This window comes from Vulcanococcus sp. DEBay_Sum29NL08_54 (assembly GCF_017859255.1).
Taxonomy (GTDB): Bacteria; Cyanobacteriota; Cyanobacteriia; order PCC-6307; family Cyanobiaceae; genus Vulcanococcus.
In genome coordinates this window covers 17,995-34,146 of sequence record NZ_JAFMNJ010000011.1, presented here as the reverse complement: position 1 = coordinate 34,146, position 16,152 = coordinate 17,995, and the positions used below count along the sequence as shown (strand labels likewise).

The 16,152-nt window shown below is 66.9% G+C and carries 18 protein-coding genes; 12 read left to right on the top strand and 6 right to left on the bottom strand.

What is annotated here, in order from left to right; all coding sequences use genetic code 11:
- The first annotated feature begins 55 nt into the window (after window positions 1-55).
- From QZ186_RS05890 to QZ186_RS05860, 7 genes are all read left to right on the top strand, one after another.
- The gene (locus QZ186_RS05890; protein ID WP_296416136.1) at window positions 56-958 is read left to right on the top strand and encodes a fatty acid desaturase; all 903 of its coding nucleotides are present in this window, start codon (window positions 56-58) and stop codon (window positions 956-958) included.
- Window positions 959-996: 38 nt separating this feature from the next.
- Window positions 997-1,455, top strand: coding sequence for a 50S ribosomal protein L9 (gene rplI, locus QZ186_RS05885; protein ID WP_010313595.1), 459 nt, complete (start codon window positions 997-999; stop codon window positions 1,453-1,455).
- A gap of 115 nt (window positions 1,456-1,570) precedes the next feature.
- Complete coding sequence (gene dnaB / locus QZ186_RS05880; RefSeq protein ID WP_010313598.1) at window positions 1,571-2,989, top strand: replicative DNA helicase; 1,419 nt, start codon at window positions 1,571-1,573, stop codon at window positions 2,987-2,989.
- A gap of 12 nt (window positions 2,990-3,001) precedes the next feature.
- The gene (mnmG, locus tag QZ186_RS05875; RefSeq protein WP_296416148.1) at window positions 3,002-4,921 is read left to right on the top strand and encodes a tRNA uridine-5-carboxymethylaminomethyl(34) synthesis enzyme MnmG; all 1,920 of its coding nucleotides are present in this window, start codon (window positions 3,002-3,004) and stop codon (window positions 4,919-4,921) included.
- Window positions 4,922-4,945: 24 nt separating this feature from the next.
- The gene (locus tag QZ186_RS05870; protein WP_296416135.1) at window positions 4,946-5,593 is read left to right on the top strand and encodes a hypothetical protein; all 648 of its coding nucleotides are present in this window, start codon (window positions 4,946-4,948) and stop codon (window positions 5,591-5,593) included.
- A 10-nt stretch (window positions 5,594-5,603) separates the two neighbouring features.
- Window positions 5,604-6,218 carry a chorismate lyase gene (locus QZ186_RS05865; RefSeq protein WP_296416147.1) on the top strand — a complete coding sequence of 205 codons (615 nt, stop codon included), beginning with the start codon at window positions 5,604-5,606 and terminating at the stop codon, window positions 6,216-6,218.
- Window positions 6,219-6,288: 70 nt separating this feature from the next.
- Entirely contained in the window at window positions 6,289-6,645 is a 357-nt protein-coding gene (locus tag QZ186_RS05860) for a hypothetical protein (protein ID WP_296416134.1), read from the top strand.
- Here QZ186_RS05860 and QZ186_RS05855 read toward each other — a convergent pair.
- Together QZ186_RS05855 and QZ186_RS05850 are read right to left on the bottom strand one after the other, a co-directional pair.
- A complete protein-coding gene (locus QZ186_RS05855; protein WP_296416133.1) occupies window positions 6,582-7,148 on the bottom strand; it encodes a hypothetical protein in 567 nt (188 codons plus the stop codon). The genes QZ186_RS05860 and QZ186_RS05855 overlap by 64 nt on opposite strands.
- 133 nt (window positions 7,149-7,281) lie before the next feature.
- Window positions 7,282-7,812: a SprT family zinc-dependent metalloprotease gene (locus tag QZ186_RS05850; protein WP_010313613.1), complete on the bottom strand. Its 531-nt coding sequence runs from the start codon at window positions 7,810-7,812 to the stop codon at window positions 7,282-7,284.
- Between the two features lie 83 nt (window positions 7,813-7,895).
- Here QZ186_RS05850 and QZ186_RS05845 point away from each other — a divergent pair, with 83 nt between their 5' ends.
- Genes QZ186_RS05845 through QZ186_RS05835 form a run of 3 tightly spaced genes read left to right on the top strand, consistent with a single transcriptional unit; the run spans window position 7,896 to window position 10,543 of the window.
- Window positions 7,896-8,324, top strand: coding sequence for a membrane protein (locus tag QZ186_RS05845; RefSeq protein ID WP_010313615.1), 429 nt, complete (start codon window positions 7,896-7,898; stop codon window positions 8,322-8,324).
- A 12-nt stretch (window positions 8,325-8,336) separates the two neighbouring features.
- Window positions 8,337-10,382 carry an NAD-dependent DNA ligase LigA gene (gene ligA, locus QZ186_RS05840; protein WP_296416132.1) on the top strand — a complete coding sequence of 682 codons (2,046 nt, stop codon included), beginning with the start codon at window positions 8,337-8,339 and terminating at the stop codon, window positions 10,380-10,382.
- Window positions 10,379-10,543, top strand: a complete 165-nt coding sequence (locus QZ186_RS05835; protein WP_010313630.1) for a hypothetical protein — start codon at window positions 10,379-10,381, stop codon at window positions 10,541-10,543. Before ligA ends, QZ186_RS05835 begins: the two co-directional genes overlap by 4 nt.
- Here QZ186_RS05835 and QZ186_RS05830 read toward each other — a convergent pair.
- Genes QZ186_RS05830 through QZ186_RS05815 form a run of 4 tightly spaced genes read right to left on the bottom strand, consistent with a single transcriptional unit; the run spans window position 10,528 to window position 15,011 of the window.
- Entirely contained in the window at window positions 10,528-11,133 is a 606-nt protein-coding gene (locus QZ186_RS05830; protein ID WP_247476735.1) for a TVP38/TMEM64 family protein, read from the bottom strand. The two genes, QZ186_RS05835 and QZ186_RS05830, sit on opposite strands and share 16 nt — an antisense overlap.
- Window positions 11,133-13,880, bottom strand: a complete 2,748-nt coding sequence (locus QZ186_RS05825) for a valine--tRNA ligase (protein WP_296416131.1) — start codon at window positions 13,878-13,880, stop codon at window positions 11,133-11,135. Before QZ186_RS05825 ends, QZ186_RS05830 begins: the two co-directional genes overlap by 1 nt.
- Window positions 13,881-13,929: 49 nt before the next feature.
- Complete coding sequence (locus QZ186_RS05820) at window positions 13,930-14,553, bottom strand: 2OG-Fe(II) oxygenase (RefSeq protein ID WP_247476733.1); 624 nt, start codon at window positions 14,551-14,553, stop codon at window positions 13,930-13,932.
- Window positions 14,553-15,011, bottom strand: a complete 459-nt coding sequence (locus QZ186_RS05815) for a protein phosphatase (RefSeq protein WP_156797743.1) — start codon at window positions 15,009-15,011, stop codon at window positions 14,553-14,555. Before QZ186_RS05815 ends, QZ186_RS05820 begins: the two co-directional genes overlap by 1 nt.
- A gap of 53 nt (window positions 15,012-15,064) precedes the next feature.
- Here QZ186_RS05815 and QZ186_RS05810 point away from each other — a divergent pair, with 53 nt between their 5' ends.
- On the top strand, window positions 15,065-15,319 hold the full coding sequence (locus QZ186_RS05810) for a hypothetical protein (RefSeq protein WP_010313641.1): 255 nt from the start codon (window positions 15,065-15,067) through the stop codon (window positions 15,317-15,319).
- A gap of 11 nt (window positions 15,320-15,330) precedes the next feature.
- Window positions 15,331-16,146, top strand: coding sequence for a methyltransferase domain-containing protein (locus QZ186_RS05805; RefSeq protein WP_296416130.1), 816 nt, complete (start codon window positions 15,331-15,333; stop codon window positions 16,144-16,146).
- The last annotated feature ends 6 nt before the right edge of the window (window positions 16,147-16,152 follow it).

Here is a 16,152-nt window from a genome sequence, read left to right as displayed (position 1 = left end):
ATCCGTACTGCTACCATTTTAGCGAGAACATCGCGTCCGTATCGAGAGGAGGGAGATGACTGCCACCATCAGCCGCAGCAGCGTCTGGGCCAACCACGCCCAAGCGCCCATCAACCAGCTCCCCCGCAACTGGGGAGTGATCGGCTTCATGGCCGCCCTGCATGGCCTGGGCCTCGTCGCCCTCCTGCCACGCTTCTGGAGCTGGGAAGCCGCCAGCACCCTGGCCATCCTCTATTGGGTCACGGCCTGCCTGGGGGTCACCATCGGCTACCACCGACTGCTCTCCCACCGGGCTCTGCGGCTGCCCCACTGGCTGGAGCGCTTCTTCGCCACCTGCGGCGCCCTGAGCTGCCAGCACGGCCCCATTGACTGGGTGGGCCTGCACCGCCACCACCACAAGTTTTCGGATACGGATTCAGATCACCACAACAGCCACCAGGGCTTCTGGTGGAGCCACATGGGCTGGATGTTCCGGGATATCCCCGCTGAGCAGGCCGTGCCCCAGTTCACGGGGGACCTGGCCAAGGACCCCTACTACCGCTGGCTGAACCGCTGGTTTCTGGCGCTGCAGCTGCCCCTGGCGGGACTGCTCTTCTGGATTGGCACGGTCAGCGGCGCCGGCGGCTGGGCCCTGGTGCTCTGGGGCATTCCCCTCCGCCTGGTGGTCGTCTACCACTGCACCTGGCTGGTGAACTCCGCCACCCACCGCTGGGGCTACATCCGGCACGACAGCGGCGACGGCTCCCGCAACAACCCCTGGGTGGCCGCCCTGACCTTCGGCGAGGGCTGGCACAACACCCACCACGCCTACCCCCACTCAGCGCGCCACGGCTGGGGCTGGCGCGAACCGGACCTCACCTGGATGCACATCCGGCTGCTGCAACGGCTGGGACTCGCCACCCAGGTGCGCCTGCCTAGGCCGCTGCTAGCACAGGCCGCAAGTGGTGGCGTAGTCTGATCAATCGCCAAATTCGATGATCGTTCGACTGCATCCCCATGGCTAAGCGTGTATCCGTAGTCCTCAGCGAGGACGTCCTGAGCCTGGGCAAGAACGGTGACCTGGTGGACGTTGCCCCCGGTTATGCCCGCAACTTCCTCCTGCCCCAAGGCAAGGCTGTTCCCCTGACCCCCGCGGTCCTGAAGCAGGTGGAGCACCGCCGCGCCAAGGAAGCTGAGCGTCAGGCTGCCCTCAAGCAGGAAGCCCTGGACTTCCGCACCGCCCTCGACACCATCGGCCGCTTCACCGTCAAGAAGCAGACCGGTGGCGATGACGTGCTGTTCGGCACCGTGACCAACGCCGACGTGGCCGAGGCCATCGAGGCCGCCACCAAGAAGGAAGTGGACCGCCGCGACATCATCGTCCCCGAAATCCACCGCACCGGCACCTACAAGGTGCAGGTCAAGCTCCACAGCGCCGTCACCGCCGAGATCAACCTCGAAGTGGTCAGCCACTAAGAACCGTTCAGCGTGGTCTGGGCGAACCGATCGGTTCCCGCCACAATGAGCAACCCCTTCGCCGTCAGGCCCCAACGGGACTGGCGGCTTTTTCGTTGAAGCCCCGGCCAAAGCAATGGTGAGCGTTCCCCTGAGCCAAAGCGACGCCGATGAGGGCGGCGGCGGTCGCGCGGCGCCCCGGGGCAGACCGCGGGAGGACGAACGCTTCGAGGCGATGCCCGATGGCGTGCCCCCCCAAAACCTCGAGGCCGAGGAAGCCGTGCTGGGCGGGATCCTGCTGGACCCCGATGCCATCGGCCGCGTCGCCGATGTGCTGCAACCGGAGGCCTTCTATCTCTCCGCCCACCGAGAGATCTATCGCACCGCCCTGATGCTCCATGGCCAGGGCAAACCCACGGACCTCACGGCAATGACCGCCTGGCTGGCGGACACCGGAGCCCTGGAGAAGGTGGGTGGCAGCGGCCGGCTGGTGGAGCTGGTGGAGCGCACCCTCTCGACCGCCTCCATCGACCAGGTGGCACGCCTGGTGATGGACAAGTTCCTGCGCCGTCAGCTGATCCGCTCCGGCAACGAGGTGATTCAGCTGGGCTTCGATCAGGGCAAGCCCATGGAGCAGGTGCTGGATGAGGCCGAGCAGAAGATCTTTGCCATCAGCCAGGAGAAGCCCAGCGTTGGCCTCACCCCAACGGCGGAAATCCTGACGGCCACCTTTAACGAGATCGAAAGCCGCTCCCTGGGGACGGCCGTGGCCGGCATCCCGGTCAACTTCTACGACCTCGATGCCATGACCCAGGGGCTGCAGCGCAGCGACCTGATCATCGTGGCCGGCCGCCCCGCCATGGGCAAAACCGCCATCACGCTGAACCTGGCCAAGAACGTGGCCCAGCTCCACAACCTGCCGGTCTGCGTCTTCTCCCTGGAGATGAGCAAGGAGCAGCTCACCTATCGACTGCTGGCGATGGAGGTGGGCATCGAAAGCGGTCGTCTGCGCACCGGTCGGCTGCAGCCGGAGGAATGGCCCCTGCTGGGCCAGGGCATCAGCACCCTGGGGCAGATGCCGATCTACATCGACGACAAGCCGAATGCCGGCGTGCTGGAGATGCGCTCCCTCTGCCGCCGGCTGATGGCCGAGAGCGGCAAGGAGCTCGGGGTCGTGATCATCGACTACCTGCAACTGATGGAAGGAAGCGGATCCGATAACCGGGTCCAGGAGCTCTCGCGGATCACCCGGGGCCTCAAACAAATGGCCCGGGAGCTGAACGTGCCGGTGATCGCCCTCTCCCAGCTCAGCCGTGGCGTGGAATCACGCACCAACAAGCGGCCGATGCTCAGCGACCTGCGGGAATCGGGCTCGATCGAGCAGGACGCCGACCTGGTGCTGATGATCTACCGGGACGAGTACTACAACCCCGACACCCCCGATCGCGGCATCACCGAGATCATCGTGACCAAGCACCGCAACGGGCCGGTGGGCACGGTCAAGCTGCTGTTTGAGCCGCAATTCACCCGCTTCCGCAACCTGGCGGCGCCGTAGCGTCGAACGATGGTGTCCGCTGACTTCGCCCCGATCGAGCACTTCGACGTGATCGTCGTGGGCGGCGGTCATGCCGGCTGTGAAGCGGCGATCACCGCCGCGCGATTGGGCTGCAGCACCGCACTCTTCTCCCTCAATCTCGACCGGATCGCCTGGCAGCCCTGCAATCCGGCGGTGGGCGGTCCGGCCAAGAGCCAGCTGGTTCACGAGGTGGATGCCCTCGGCGGCGTGATCGGGCGGCTGGCCGACGCCACCGCGCTGCAGAAACGGGTCCTCAACGCCAGCCGCGGTCCAGCGGTCTGGGCCCTGCGCGCCCAAACCGACAAGCGCCAGTACTCCCGGCAGATGCTGCAACTGCTGCAGCACACCCCCAACCTGGCCCTACGCGAGGCCATGGTCACCGGACTGGTGGTCGAGGACGCCGCGATCCAGGGCGTGCGGACCTACTTCGGCAGCACCTACAGCGCCGGGGCCGTGATCCTGACCGCCGGCACCTTCCTCGGCGGACAGATCTGGGTCGGCCATCAATCGATGTCAGCGGGTCGGGCCGGTGAACAGGCGGCCGAGGGTCTGACCGAGGCCCTGCAGGAGCTGGGCTTCCAGACCGATCGCCTGAAGACCGGCACGCCGGCACGGGTGGATCGCCGCAGCATCGCCCTCGATCAACTGGAGGAGCAACCCAGCGACGCCGCCGATCGCTTCTTCTCCTTTGATCCCACCAGCTGGGTCAGCGGTGAGCAGATGAGCTGCCACATCACCCGCACCACCGCGGCCACGCACCAACTGATCAAAGACAACCTGCACCTGACGCCGATCTACGGCGGGGTGATCGATAGCAAAGGGCCCCGCTACTGCCCCTCGATCGAGGACAAGATCGTGCGCTTTGCCGACAAGGACAGCCACCAGATCTTCCTGGAGCCCGAAGGCCGAGACACCCCGGAGATCTATGTCCAGGGGTTCTCCACGGGACTGCCGGAGCGGCTGCAGTTGGAACTGCTGCGCACCCTGCCCGGGCTGGAGCAGTGCGTGATGCTGCGGCCGGCCTATGCCGTGGATTACGACTACCTGCCCGCCACCCAGCTCAAGCCCTCCCTCGAGACCAAACGGGTCAAGGGACTGTTCAGCGCCGGGCAACTCAACGGAACCACCGGCTACGAGGAAGCCGCAGCCCAGGGCCTGGTGGCGGGCCTGAATGCCGTGCGTCAACTGCGCCAGCAGGAGCCGGTGCACTTCCCCAGGGAAGGGAGCTACATCGGCACGATGATCGATGACCTGATCACCAAGGATCTGCGGGAGCCCTACCGGGTGCTGACCAGCCGCAGTGAATACCGGCTGGTGCTGCGCGGAGACAACGCCGACCGCCGGCTGACGCCCCTGGGCCGTGAGCTGGGTTTAATCGACGACCGTCGCTGGGAGATCTACCAGCGCAAACAGGACGGAATCGAAGCCGAGAAACAACGCCTCGAGAGCGTCCGCCTGAAGGTCAGCGACCCTGTGGCGGCTGCCGTGGCCGAGGAGACCAAGGCGGCCATCAAGGGATCGATCACCCTGGCCGACCTGCTGCGGCGTCCGGGGTTCCACAGCGCAGATCTCGTTCGCCATGGCCTCGCCGAAGCCGAGCTCCCCCTCGACGTGCGTGAGGGGGCTGAGATCGACATCAAATACAGCGGTTACTTGGCCCGGCAACAGCAGCAAATCGATCAACTGAAAAAGCAAGCCGAGCGCCGCATCCCCGAGGGAATCGATTACGAGCAGATCGGCACCCTCTCGCGGGAGGCCCGCGAGAAACTCAGCGCCATCGAACCCAGCAACCTGGGGCAGGCCTCACGGATTCCTGGAGTCAGCCATGCCGATGTGACGGCTCTGATGCTCTGGTTGGAATTAGACAGTCGCCGCAACAACACCCTCGTCAGCACTCCGCAAAGCCGATAGGGTTCACCCACAGCGCTATGCCGCGTGGGCCCGATCCGCTCCATCAACACCTCCAAGGCCTACTGGGAGCTCAAGGCCGAGCAGGTGATGGATCGGGTCTTTCAACCGGCCTCCGCGCAGCAGGCCGAGCTCAACGACGCCATTGAGGTCGACGTTCGCGAGACAACGTCGACCGAAGCCAACCGGACCCGCCCAGCCCTGCGCCTGCAGTCCAAGCAGTGGCTCTTGGCCGGCCTGATTCTCTGTGCCCTGGGCTCCGGCCTTGGCCTCTATCAGGGCTGGAGTAGCGCGCAACGGCAACTCCAGATCGAGCGCAACGCCCGCCTGCTCAGCGACCTGCGCAACCTCACCCCAAACGAGGAACCCGCCACCAGCGAGGTCCTGCCGCCACCGCCGCCAGAGGAAGCCTGGATCACGCAGCTCCCGCCTCTTTCGGCCCTCCCAAGCGAGTCCGCGGCCCCAGCAGAAGCCTTGCCGGAACTGGTGGGTGTCGTCCAGATCCCCGGCCAACGGGGCTCGGCCATTTTTCAACAGGGCAAGAGCTCAAGCAACGCCCTGATCGGAGAGCAGATCGGCAGCAGCGGCTGGCGGCTGGTCTCGATTCAGAGCGATGGGGCCGTGATCGAACGCAGTGGCGTGCGCCGGCGCGTCAGCATCGGGGCAGGTTTTTAAAGCCAAGCCCCTGAGCAGTTCGGATCAAGCCACTGAGCTTTGGCCCTCGCCCCAGCCCCTCTGGCAAGCCGCGCCTGAGGCCGTGGCCGCGGGCCTCTGCGCCGATGCCGTCAGCGGCGGCCCCCAACTCAGCGGTCCTTGGCGCCTGCTGCTGCTGGGGGATGGCAGCCCCACCCGCCACCTGCAATCCCTAACGGGACAACCCGTCCAGGTGGAGGTGATCGCCATGCAGGCCGATCAGCAGGTGGCCAGCGAAGCCCCCCTGGAGGTGGAAGAGCTCGAGCCACCGCTGGTGCGCAGGCAGGTCTGGCTGCGCTGCGGCCCCCTCACCCTGGCCTGGGCTGAGAGCTGGTGGAACCAAGAGCAAGCCGAACAACACCTCCAGGCCCGCAACCAGCCGATCTGGACCAGCCTCACCGCCAACCGCGCCGAGCTCTACCGCGAGGTCGATGGCCTGGCCCGGGTCCAGGCACCATCTCTGGAAGAGGGGTTTGGGATCCCAGGCCCCTACTGGAGCCGCCATTACCGCTTCTTTCGCGGAGGCCGGGAACTCACCGTGATCCGTGAGGTGTTCTCACCACTGCTGGAGCGCTGGCTGGGCCCTGCCGAACACAAAACTCCATAACACTTTCTAACAAGTGTTACGAGTTGAACGAAAAAAGGATTGACAGGTTGCGGGCTGGTGTGCTGGCGGGATGATTGACCTAACGCATCGGATGGTCATGACCGTGATTCCCTTCAGGAGCCGCTCTCGCAGACGGCCCCACACCAGCACCAGCCCTCCCCAGCCGACCCTTGTCGAGCAGTGGGCCTCTCTTTTGGAACTGCTGTCGGACGGCTGCGCCTCCATCAGCACCAGCGTCGAGCAAATGGCCGAGGACGTTCCCCGCGATTTGATCGCGCCGGTGAACGCCCAACTGCGCCAGCAGGGCTGCCCCTTCCAAGTGCAGGAACGGAAAGCCGGCACCCGGCGCTCCAAGCACCAGGTTCAGCGGACGCGTCGCCGGGTTGAGCGGGGCAGCGACCTACCCAGACCCGCATCGAACGGCTGAGGATCAACCACCTCCACGCTGCGATCTGAGATCCGTGGGCTGGCCTCCCGCTTCCAGCGGTTCAGCGTGAAGCTCTCGTCTTCTGGCCAAGCGTCGGGGTCGACGGGTTCTTGGGACGAGGCAGGGGCACTGGGTTGCGGCTGAGCCTCAACGCGCACGGGCGCGGGGGCCACTGCGGGGCGAGCAGATCGACCTCGGCGGGAGATCGCATCTAAGGGTTGGCGACGGCTCTGGGGCGCCGAGGGCTCCTCCCAGGACTCCCGCCAGCCGTCGTCATCTTCCAGAAGCCAGTCGATCTTGTCCTCTACCCAACGTCCGACCTGATCCAGGCGAAGGCCCGAGGAGGCACGGCGACCACCTGGACGAGCGCCGGAGACACCGTCCACCAGCTGGCGGCCGGCTGACACCCACTGGTCCATCCGTTGGTCCAGGCCGCGCTCCCCGCGGCGGTAGGCCGGGCGCTCCGGTCGCTCAGGGGACCAGTCGTCGTAGGAGTCGCGCATCCAATCAGGCTAGTGAGGCCTACCCCCGTCCCAGGCGGCGGGCACGCAACCAGCGCTCACGCCCGAGACCCAGCAGGGCGATCGAGACGCCGCTGAGTTGCCAAACCCAAAGAACCGTGGCCATGGGCGGAACTTAGGCGGCGGAGCGCTCGAAGACCAGCTGGAAACGGGCGCTCCAACGGCCGCCTTCAAAACGGTCGCAGCATTGACGGCAGGCCACCCCCTGACGGCGGCGGCGGTAGGGGGACTGCAGGCCGCAACCGGGGCAGCGGGCCAGCCACTTCGCCGGTTGCGCCGGCACCGGAAAGCTATGGCGCACGCTGACCTGGAACTCCTGCTGGGCCCCGTTGATCGCCGCCATCCGCGCCCGGAACTCGGGTCCATGGACCTCATCGGCGCGGACCACCCGATGGATCCAGGCGTGGATCATTTCGTGGCAGAGCGTGCTGAGGCAGGCCTCCAGCGGCAGCGGCTCCAGCAAGGGGCGCGAGAGAACGATCTCACTGACGCCGGGCCCGTAGCGGTAGAGACCGGCACTGCGGCGCATCCGCCCGTCACTCCAGCGCACGCTCACCAGGCTGGTGCCATCGGCGCTGGCCAGGGAACCGTCGAAGTGCTCGCGGTTCAGGCGGTGATACAGCGGCAGCAGCGGTGCAAGGGGCACGCCGGAGGAGCTGGACGGCTGCGCCGCATTCTGACGGGGCCGTCAGTCAGACTCGTGGGCCGCATACAACTGTCCCGGGCGCGATGGACCTCAATACGGCCCTGATCTCTCAGATCGGCACCAAAGCCCTGTTGGCTGGCGCCGGGGCCCTCCTCCTCTACTGGACCATCAGCGCCGTGAAGCTGGTGCTGAATGCCCGGGGGATCAATCCGGTCATCAAGCAGTTCTTCACCCAGGTGGCCTCCGGCCGGATCGACGCCGCCTACCTGCTGACCACCAAGAACTACCGCTCCCACGTGAACCGGCAGCAGTTCATTCGCTTCCTGGCCGGCCTGCAGCTGAACAAGTACCGCAACCTCAAGTCCGGCCGTCCCCGGATCCAAGAAGACCAGATCACCCTGACCGTGAAGCTCAAGGCCGAAGACAACGCCGAGCTGCCCCTGGACTTCACCTTCGTGAAAGTCGAGGACGACTGGAAGGTCGATCGCATCCAAAAGATGGCCGCTGCCTGATCACGCCCTGCCGTGAGCAGCACCACCAGCGGGACCCAGGCACGCGCCAGCGAACTGCGTGACCTGCTCAACCGAGCCGCGCACGCGTACTACGTCCTCGATGCCCCCGTGATGGAGGACCCGGTCTACGACCGGCTCTATCGCGAACTCCTGGACCTGGAGAACGCCGACGCCAGCCTGATCAGCGCCGATAGCCCAACCCAGCGCGTCGGGGGAGCGCCGGCGGCGGGCTTCAGCAGCGTGCGCCACCGCATCGGCCTGCTCAGCCTCGACAACGCCTTCAACACCGATGAGCTCGAGGCCTGGTACGGCCGCCTACTCAAGGTGCTGGACCGCGAGGCCGGCACCGCCCTGCCGATGGTCGGTGAGCTGAAGATCGACGGCAATGCCCTGGCCCTCAGCTACGAGAACGGGGTGTTGGTGCGGGCCGCCACCCGCGGCGATGGCGAGCAAGGGGAGGAGATCACGGCCAACGTCCGCACGATCGCCTCAGTTCCGCTGCGGTTGCAGCTGGAGAACCCGCCGGCCTGGCTGGAGGTACGCGGCGAAGCCCTGATCCCCGATGGCACCTTTGCGGCCATCAACAGCGAGCGTCAGGCCCGCGGCGAAGCCCTCTTCGCCAACCCCCGCAACGCCTGCGCCGGCACCCTGCGGCAGCTCGATCCCAAGGTGGTTGCCGCGCGCAAACTCGACTTCTTCGCCTACACCCTGCACCTGCCGCCGGACTGGAGCGGGGGCCCCGCCAGCCAGTGGGAGTCCCTCGACTGGCTCAAGCAGGCCGGCTTCAAGGTCAACCCCAACGCCGCCCTACTGCCGGATCTAGCAGCGGTCGAGGCCTTCTTCGAGCACTGGGACGAGGGCCGCCGCCAGCTGAACTACGCCACCGATGGCGTCGTCGTGAAGCTCAACGACCTGCGCCTTCAAGACGCGGCCGGCTTCACCCAAAAGGCCCCCCGCTGGGCCATCGCCCTGAAGTACCCCGCCGAGGAGGCCCCCAGCAAACTGCTGCGGCTCAGCTGCCAGGTGGGACGCACCGGCGTGATCACCCCAGTGGCGGAGTTTGAACCCGTACCCCTGGCGGGCACGAGCGTCAGCCGCGCCACCCTGCACAACGCCGATCGACTGCTGGAGCTCGATCTCCACGCCGGGGACACGATCGTCGTTCGCAAGGCCGGCGAAATCATTCCCGAGGTCGTGCGGGTCCTGCCGGAGCTGCGCCCGGCTGCCGCTGAGCGGCTGGAGCTACCCCACACCTGCCCGGAGTGCGGCTCCGAGCTCGTCCGCGAAGAAGGGGAAGCCGCCACCCGCTGCGTCAACAGCAGCTGCCCGGCGATCCTGCGCGGCGCCCTGCGCCATTGGGTCAGCAAAGGCGCCCTCGATGTCGATGGCCTAGGCAGCAAGTTGATTGAGCAGTTGGTGGACCGGGGCCTGGTGGGCTCCATCGCAGGCCTCTACCGGTTGGATGGCGCCCTGCTCTGCAGCCTGGAGCGCATGGGCAGCAAGAGCGCCGAGAACCTTGTGGCCGCCTTGGCGGAGTCCAAACAACAGCCCTGGCACCGCCAGCTCTACGGCCTCGGCATCCACCATGTGGGCGAGGTCAACGCCAAAGCCCTGGCCAAGGCCTTCCCCAGTGCAGCGGACCTGGCCACCGCCGCCACCGAGACCCCCGAGGCGATCACCGCCGTCTATGGCATCGGCGCTGAGATCGCCCAGAGCCTGCAGCAGTGGTTCTCCACCGGTGCCAACCAGGAGCTGCTGACCAGCCTCGAGCGCCTGGGCTTCAGCCTGGCCAGCGGCGACGAGGAACAACCCGAGCCGAGCGGTCCTGCGCCATTGACCGGCCAGACCTTCGTGCTCACCGGCACCCTGCCGAGCCTGAGCCGCAGTCAGGCCCAGGCCCTGATCGAGGCCGCGGGCGGCAAGGTGACCGGCTCGGTCAGCAAAAAAACCAGCTATGTCGTGGCGGGCGAGGAAGCCGGCAGCAAGCTGAGCAAAGCCGAGAGTCTCGGGATTCCGGTGCTGGATGAAGCCAGCCTCCAAGCCCTGCTTGCCCCATGAGCCAACCCGCCGTCTACCGCTGGATCAAGACCGAATGCGGCCGCGCCAAGTTCGCCGATCTCGCCGCGCGCCCCGGCCCCCTCGCCAAGCTGCGCCTGGCCTGGTTCGTGCTGATCGCGGCGCTGCGCGACTGGCCGCTGCCGGATCAGTCGGAAGGCTGAGCTGCTTTTAAGGCCCGCTGGGCGGCCCGGCCCACAAGCCAAACCGAGGCCACCGTCGCGGCGATGCCCACCACCCGCAGGGCCCAGGTGAAGGGATCCGCCTCGCCGCTCAGCACCTCGCCGAAGCGGGCCACATCACCGGCGAGGGCCCCCAGACCGCAGAACAGGATCGTGCCGGGGATGATCCCAATCAGGCCAATCGTGTAGTCGCGCAGGCTCACCTCGCTCAAGCCATAGGCCAGGTTGAGCAATGAGAAGGGAAACGCCGGCGAGAGGCGGGTCAGCAGCACCAGCTTCAGGCCCTCGCGGCTCACCGCCTGCTCCACCGCCTGCAGCTTGGGGAAGGCCTCCAGCCGGCGCATCGCCCAGTCCCGCAGCCAGGTCCGTCCCAGCAGAAAGGCCGCTTCAGCCCCGAGGCAGGCCCCCACGAAGACGATCAGGCTGCCCCACCAGGTGCCGTACAAGGCTCCAGCCAGCATCGAGGCCCAGACCCCCGGCAGCAACAGCGTCACCCAAATCCCATAGAGGGGGATGAACAGCAGCGCCCCCGCAGGGGACTGCAGAACCGGAAGCCAGCTCTGCCAATCCATCAACCGAGGTCGGCCAGACGCTTGCGGGCCAAATCGGCCTGGGCCTGGGCTTCCGCCAGGTTGGCCTGGCACTCGGCCACCACCTCAGGGGGGGCTTTGGAGGCGAAGTTGGGGTTCGAGAGGCGACCCGAGAGCCCCTTGATCTCCTTCTCGGCCTTGGCGATGTCCTTCTCCAGCCGGCCCCGCAGCGCCTCGAGATCCACCAGTCCGTCGATCGGCAGCAAGACCTGAAGCTCACCGCTCACGCCGGCCAGGGCCTTCGCGGCAGGGTTGGCATCGGCGGCGGCCGGGTCCAGCACCTCCACCCGCTCCGCGCGGGTCAGCGCAGTGATGTCGGCGGTGGCGGCAGTCAGCACCGAGGCCAGTTCAGAGCGACCGGTGACGAAGCGCACCGGCACGCCCTGGCTGGGCTTGAGGCCGGCGACAGCGCGCAGGTTGCGGACCACCCGAATCGCCTCAATCAACTCGGCAAACGACGACTCCAGCTCGTCATCCAGGGCCGAGACGTCGAGGGCCGGCCAGGGCTGCAGGGCCAGGAACGTCTCTTCGGGCTCGCCGTTCAGGCCATGCCAGAGCTCCTCGCTCAGGTGGGGCATCAGGGGATGCAGCATCACCAGCAATTCATTCAGTGCCTTGGCCAGCACCTGGCGGGCCGTGCGCTGGTCGGCCAGGGCTTCGGCACTGGGGTTCTCGCCCGGGTTCAGGCGGCGCTTGATCAGCTCGACATACCAGTCGCAAACCTCATTCCAGGCGAACTCATAGAGCCCCTTGGCCGCCTCGCCGAGGCCATAGCTGCCGTAGCGCTCGGCGCTGTCGCGGTTCACCCGGGCCAGGCGCGAGAGGATCCAACGGTCCGCCAGCTGCAGGGCCGCGGGATCCGGTTCACCCAGGCTGGAGGGGGTCTCCCCACCCAGGTTCATCAGGGCAAAGCGGGTGGCGTTCCAGAGCTTGTTGGCGAAGTTGCGTGAGGCCTCCACCGTGGCGGAGGTGTCCGACTTGCGGTCGTAGTCCAGGCGGATGTCCTGGCCAGCACCGGCCACCTCACGCACCAGGGCAAAGCGCAGGGCATCGGCGCCGTAGCGCTCGATCAGCAGCAGCGGGTCAATGCCATTCCCCGCCGACTTGCTCATCTTGCGGTTGTTCTCGTCCCGCACCAGACCGTGGATGTAGACGTCCTGGAAGGGCATCTGGCCGGTGAAGGCGCCGGCCATCATCGTCATCCGGGCCACCCAGAAAAAGATGATGTCGAAGCCCGTCACCAGCACGCTGGTGGGGTACCAGCGCTGCAGGTCAGCCGCCTCGGCATTGGGCCAACCCATGGTTGAGAAGGGCCAGAGACCACTGGAGAACCAGGTGTCGAGGGCATCCGGATCCTGCTCAAGAACAGCACCCGCCCCGAACTGGGCATCCGCCTTGCTCTGGGCTTCGGCCTCATCCCGGGCCACCACATAGGGGGTGGAATCGGTGATCACACCGCCGGTCTCGCTGACCACAAACCAGGCGGGAATGCGGTGACCCCACCAGAGCTGGCGGGAGATGCACCAATCGCGAATGTCCGTGAGCCAATCGCGGTAGACCTTGCTCCAGCGCTCCGGAACAAAGCGGGGATCGGCGTTCTCGAGGGCCTCGCGGCAGCGGGCCGCCAAGGGCTCGGTTTTGACGAACCACTGGGTGGAGAGCAGGGGCTCGACGGGCACCTTGCCCCGATCGGAGAAGGGAACGCTGTGGCGGTAGTCCTCCACCTTCACCAGGAAGCCTTCGGCCTCCATCGCCGCAACCACGGCCTTGCGGGCTTCAAAGCGATCCAGCCCCTGGAAGCGACCGGCGGCCTCATTCATCGAGCCGTCCTTGGCCATCACCGTGATCAGCGGCAGGTTGTGGCGCTGGCCGATGGCGAAGTCGTTGGGGTCGTGGGCGGGGGTGACCTTCACGCAACCCGTGCCGAACTCGGCATCGACGTGGTCATCGGCCACGATCGGAATCTCCCGGCCCACCAGCGGCAGGGTCAGGGTCTGACCCACCAGCTCTGCATAGCGGGGGTCCTTGGGATTCACCGCCACGCCGGTGTCACCCAGGAGGGTCTCCGGGCGGGTCGTCGCCACCTCCAGGAAGCCCTGGCCGCTGCTCAGGGGATAGCGGAAGTGCCAGAGGTGACCATCCACCTCCTTCATCTCCACCTCCAGGTCGCTCACGGCTGAACCGGAGGCGGGGCACCAATTGACCAGGTACTCGCCCCGGTAGATCAGCCCCTGCTCATGCAGGCGGTTGAAGGCCTCGATCACGGCTTCGCTGCAGCCGGCGTCGAGGGTGAAGCGCTCCCGGCGCCAGTCCACCGAATAACCGAGACGGCGTAGCTGGCCGACGATCGTGCCGCCGCTCTGGGCCTTCCATTCCCAGGCCTTCTCCAGGAAGGCCTCGCGGCCGAGGTCTTCCTTGCGCTTGCCGTCGGCCTTGAGCTGCTTCTCCAGGATCGTCTGCACGGCGATCGAGGCGTGGTCGGTGCCGGGCAGGCAGAGCACGTTTTTGCCCTGCAGCCGCTGGAAGCGGACGATCGTGTCGATCAGGGCCGTGTTGAAGGCGTGGCCCATGTGCAGGCTGCCGGTCACGTTCGGCGGTGGAATCACCACCGAAAACGGCTCACCGGGGGCCTTGGGATCCGGGTGAAACGCGCCTTGGGTTTCCCAGGCCTGCTGCCACCGCGCCTCGGTGCCTACCGGGTCATAGGTCTTCGGCAGGGCGTCGGTCACGTCAACAGATCAGGCGATCGCCCCATGCTCGCAAAGGGCCGCCGGGGCCTCAGCCCGCCGCCAGGCGCTTGAGATAGGCCTCCCGGCTGCCGGCATTGATCCAGCCGGTGGCGATGGTCTTGCTCGCGCTCTGATTGACCCGGCCCCGGTGGATGTGGGAAGGCCCGGCCGGGAAGATCACGAGCTTGCCCCGCTGGGCCTCCTCGTGGTGCTCCTGCCAATGGAACTCCGTGCCGGCCTCCTCAACGCTGTTGCAATAGAGGATCCAGGCCAGGACGCGATGCACCGGCTCGGTGGCCTCATCGCTGATGGTCCAATCGCAGTGCCAGCGCTTGAAGCCCTCGCCGGGGGCATAGCGCTGCAGGTTGAAGATCGGGTTCACGAAGAGCTCCTGATCCGGGCAGCAGTCCCGGAAGAGGGGACGCTCCTGCAGGTAGCGCTCCAGGCCGGCCGTCACCCCCCGCAGGATCACCTCCGCGAGCGCAAAGGCCTCGGGGTCGGAGCGATCGATCGCCACCAGGCTGATGTCAGTCGAAACCTTGGCGGGCTCAGCCCCATCGGGCCCAAACGCCACACCGGGACGCTGCAGGTCCTCGCGCCGCTCAAAGAAGGCCATCACCCCATCGGAGAGGGCCTCAAAGCCGGGGTTGCTGTAGCGCGCAATCAGCTCCATCAAGCCTGCTCCAGCCAGGGAATGGCCACAAGGGCGTCCAGACGCTGCCACCGTTCCTGATCCGCGGGCAAGCGCTCCGTCAGCCCAACGCGCTCCAGGGCGCGGGTGATGCGCCCTGGCTCCAGGACCTCATCGGCGGGGCCCTGGGGCAGCACCAGCACCTGCTGCTCCGCGGGATCGGCCATCAGTTGCAGCTCCAGATCCCCCAGCTCCCGCTCGAAGAACACCCGCCGCATCCGTCCGGTCTGAACCGCACCGAGGGCCTCAGCGAAGGTCTTCAGACCCTCCTCATCGCCGCTGCAGCCGCAGTTCAGGGCCATCCAGATCAGCAATTTCGCCCAGCTCTCACTGCTCCAGAGGGGCTGGAAGCTCTCTCGGTTTTGGCGCACCAACTCCGCCAGGGCGAAATCCACCAAGGTCGCCTGCAGGGCCAGTGGGTCAGGAGATGCAGTTGTCATGACATCCATCCTCCCCATCGGTGTGCAGACTGCGGTCAAGTGAACGCCGAGCCATGGCCCTCGACTTCAACGACGCCGATCTGGAGTTTGCCGATCTGGTCTACGCCTACCAGAGCTGGGTAATGGCGGTGATCAACGACGAGAAGCTCGGCGGCGAGAAGCTTCTGAGCGACGAGATCACCGATGACGCCCTGAGCGCCATGCGCTTCCTGCCCGGCGAGGTGACCGCTGCGATCGAGACCAGCCTGGCCCGCGTCTACGACGTGGATCCCGACGAACTCGCCTCCCTGCTCTTCCCCGAAGACTGAGCCGCGGGGCCATGGCCTCGGACTACGTCCTGGGGACCCACCAGAGCGAACTGGAACGCCTGCGCTTTCAGCACGAGCTCTGGTCACCCATCAGCCAAGCCGCCTGGGCTCGGGCCGGCATCCACAGCGGGCAGCACCTGCTCGACCTCGGAGCCGGTCCAGGTTTTGCTGCAGCCGATCTCGCTGCCCTCGTCGGACCCAGCGGCCGTGTCCTGGGCCTGGAGCTCAGCGCTGACTACGTCGCCGAGGCCCAAGCCCTGGCGCGCCGAAGCGGCATCGATCAGCTGGAGGTCCGCCAACACGATCTGCTGAAGGATCCCTGGCCCCAAGAGCAGTTCGATCTCGCCTGGTGCCGCTGGCTGGCGATGTTCCTGCCGGACCTGGAACCGCTCCTGGCGGGCCTGGGGCAATGCATCCGCCCCGGCGGCCAGGTGCTGTTCCACGAGTACGTCCACTGGGACACCTTCGCCCTGCACCCCGGGGCCGAAGCCGTTGCTCGCTTTGGCCAGGCCTGCCAGCGGAGCTTCCGCGCGGCCGGCGGTGATCCGGATGTGAACCGCAGGCTGCCGTCGCTGCTGACGGCGCGGGGCTGGCAAATCGAAGAACTGCGCCCCCTGCCCGTGCTGGGCCCCCAAGGCTCGATGGCGGCGCAGTGGCTGGAGCGCTTTGTTGCGGTCTACGGGCTGCAGCTGCAGCGCCTCGGGCTCTGGAGCGCTGCGGACCAAACCGCAGCACTCGGGCAGATCCAGGCGGCCGCCTCGGATCCCGGCAGTTTCTGGGTCGGACCCACGGTGCTGGAGCTGCGGGCGAGACGATTGGGGCCGTAGTGCCCC

What these genes read in the sequence shown, in the direction of transcription:
- QZ186_RS05890 (WP_296416136.1), top strand. Translation starts at nt 56, where the DNA reads ATGACTGCCACCATCAGCCGCAGCAGCGTCTGGGCCAACCACGCCCAA.
- rplI (WP_010313595.1), top strand. Translation starts at nt 997, where the DNA reads ATGGCTAAGCGTGTATCCGTAGTCCTCAGCGAGGACGTCCTGAGCCTG.
- dnaB (WP_010313598.1), top strand. Translation starts at nt 1,571, where the DNA reads ATGGTGAGCGTTCCCCTGAGCCAAAGCGACGCCGATGAGGGCGGCGGC.
- QZ186_RS05860 (WP_296416134.1), top strand. Translation starts at nt 6,289, where the DNA reads ATGATTGACCTAACGCATCGGATGGTCATGACCGTGATTCCCTTCAGG.
- QZ186_RS05855 (WP_296416133.1), bottom strand. Translation starts at nt 7,148, where the DNA reads ATGCGCGACTCCTACGACGACTGGTCCCCTGAGCGACCGGAGCGCCCG.
- QZ186_RS05845 (WP_010313615.1), top strand. Translation starts at nt 7,896, where the DNA reads ATGGACCTCAATACGGCCCTGATCTCTCAGATCGGCACCAAAGCCCTG.
- QZ186_RS05835 (WP_010313630.1), top strand. Translation starts at nt 10,379, where the DNA reads ATGAGCCAACCCGCCGTCTACCGCTGGATCAAGACCGAATGCGGCCGC.
- QZ186_RS05830 (WP_247476735.1), bottom strand. Translation starts at nt 11,133, where the DNA reads ATGGATTGGCAGAGCTGGCTTCCGGTTCTGCAGTCCCCTGCGGGGGCG.
- QZ186_RS05820 (WP_247476733.1), bottom strand. Translation starts at nt 14,553, where the DNA reads ATGGAGCTGATTGCGCGCTACAGCAACCCCGGCTTTGAGGCCCTCTCC.
- QZ186_RS05815 (WP_156797743.1), bottom strand. Translation starts at nt 15,011, where the DNA reads ATGACAACTGCATCTCCTGACCCACTGGCCCTGCAGGCGACCTTGGTG.
- QZ186_RS05810 (WP_010313641.1), top strand. Translation starts at nt 15,065, where the DNA reads ATGGCCCTCGACTTCAACGACGCCGATCTGGAGTTTGCCGATCTGGTC.
- QZ186_RS05805 (WP_296416130.1), top strand. Translation starts at nt 15,331, where the DNA reads ATGGCCTCGGACTACGTCCTGGGGACCCACCAGAGCGAACTGGAACGC.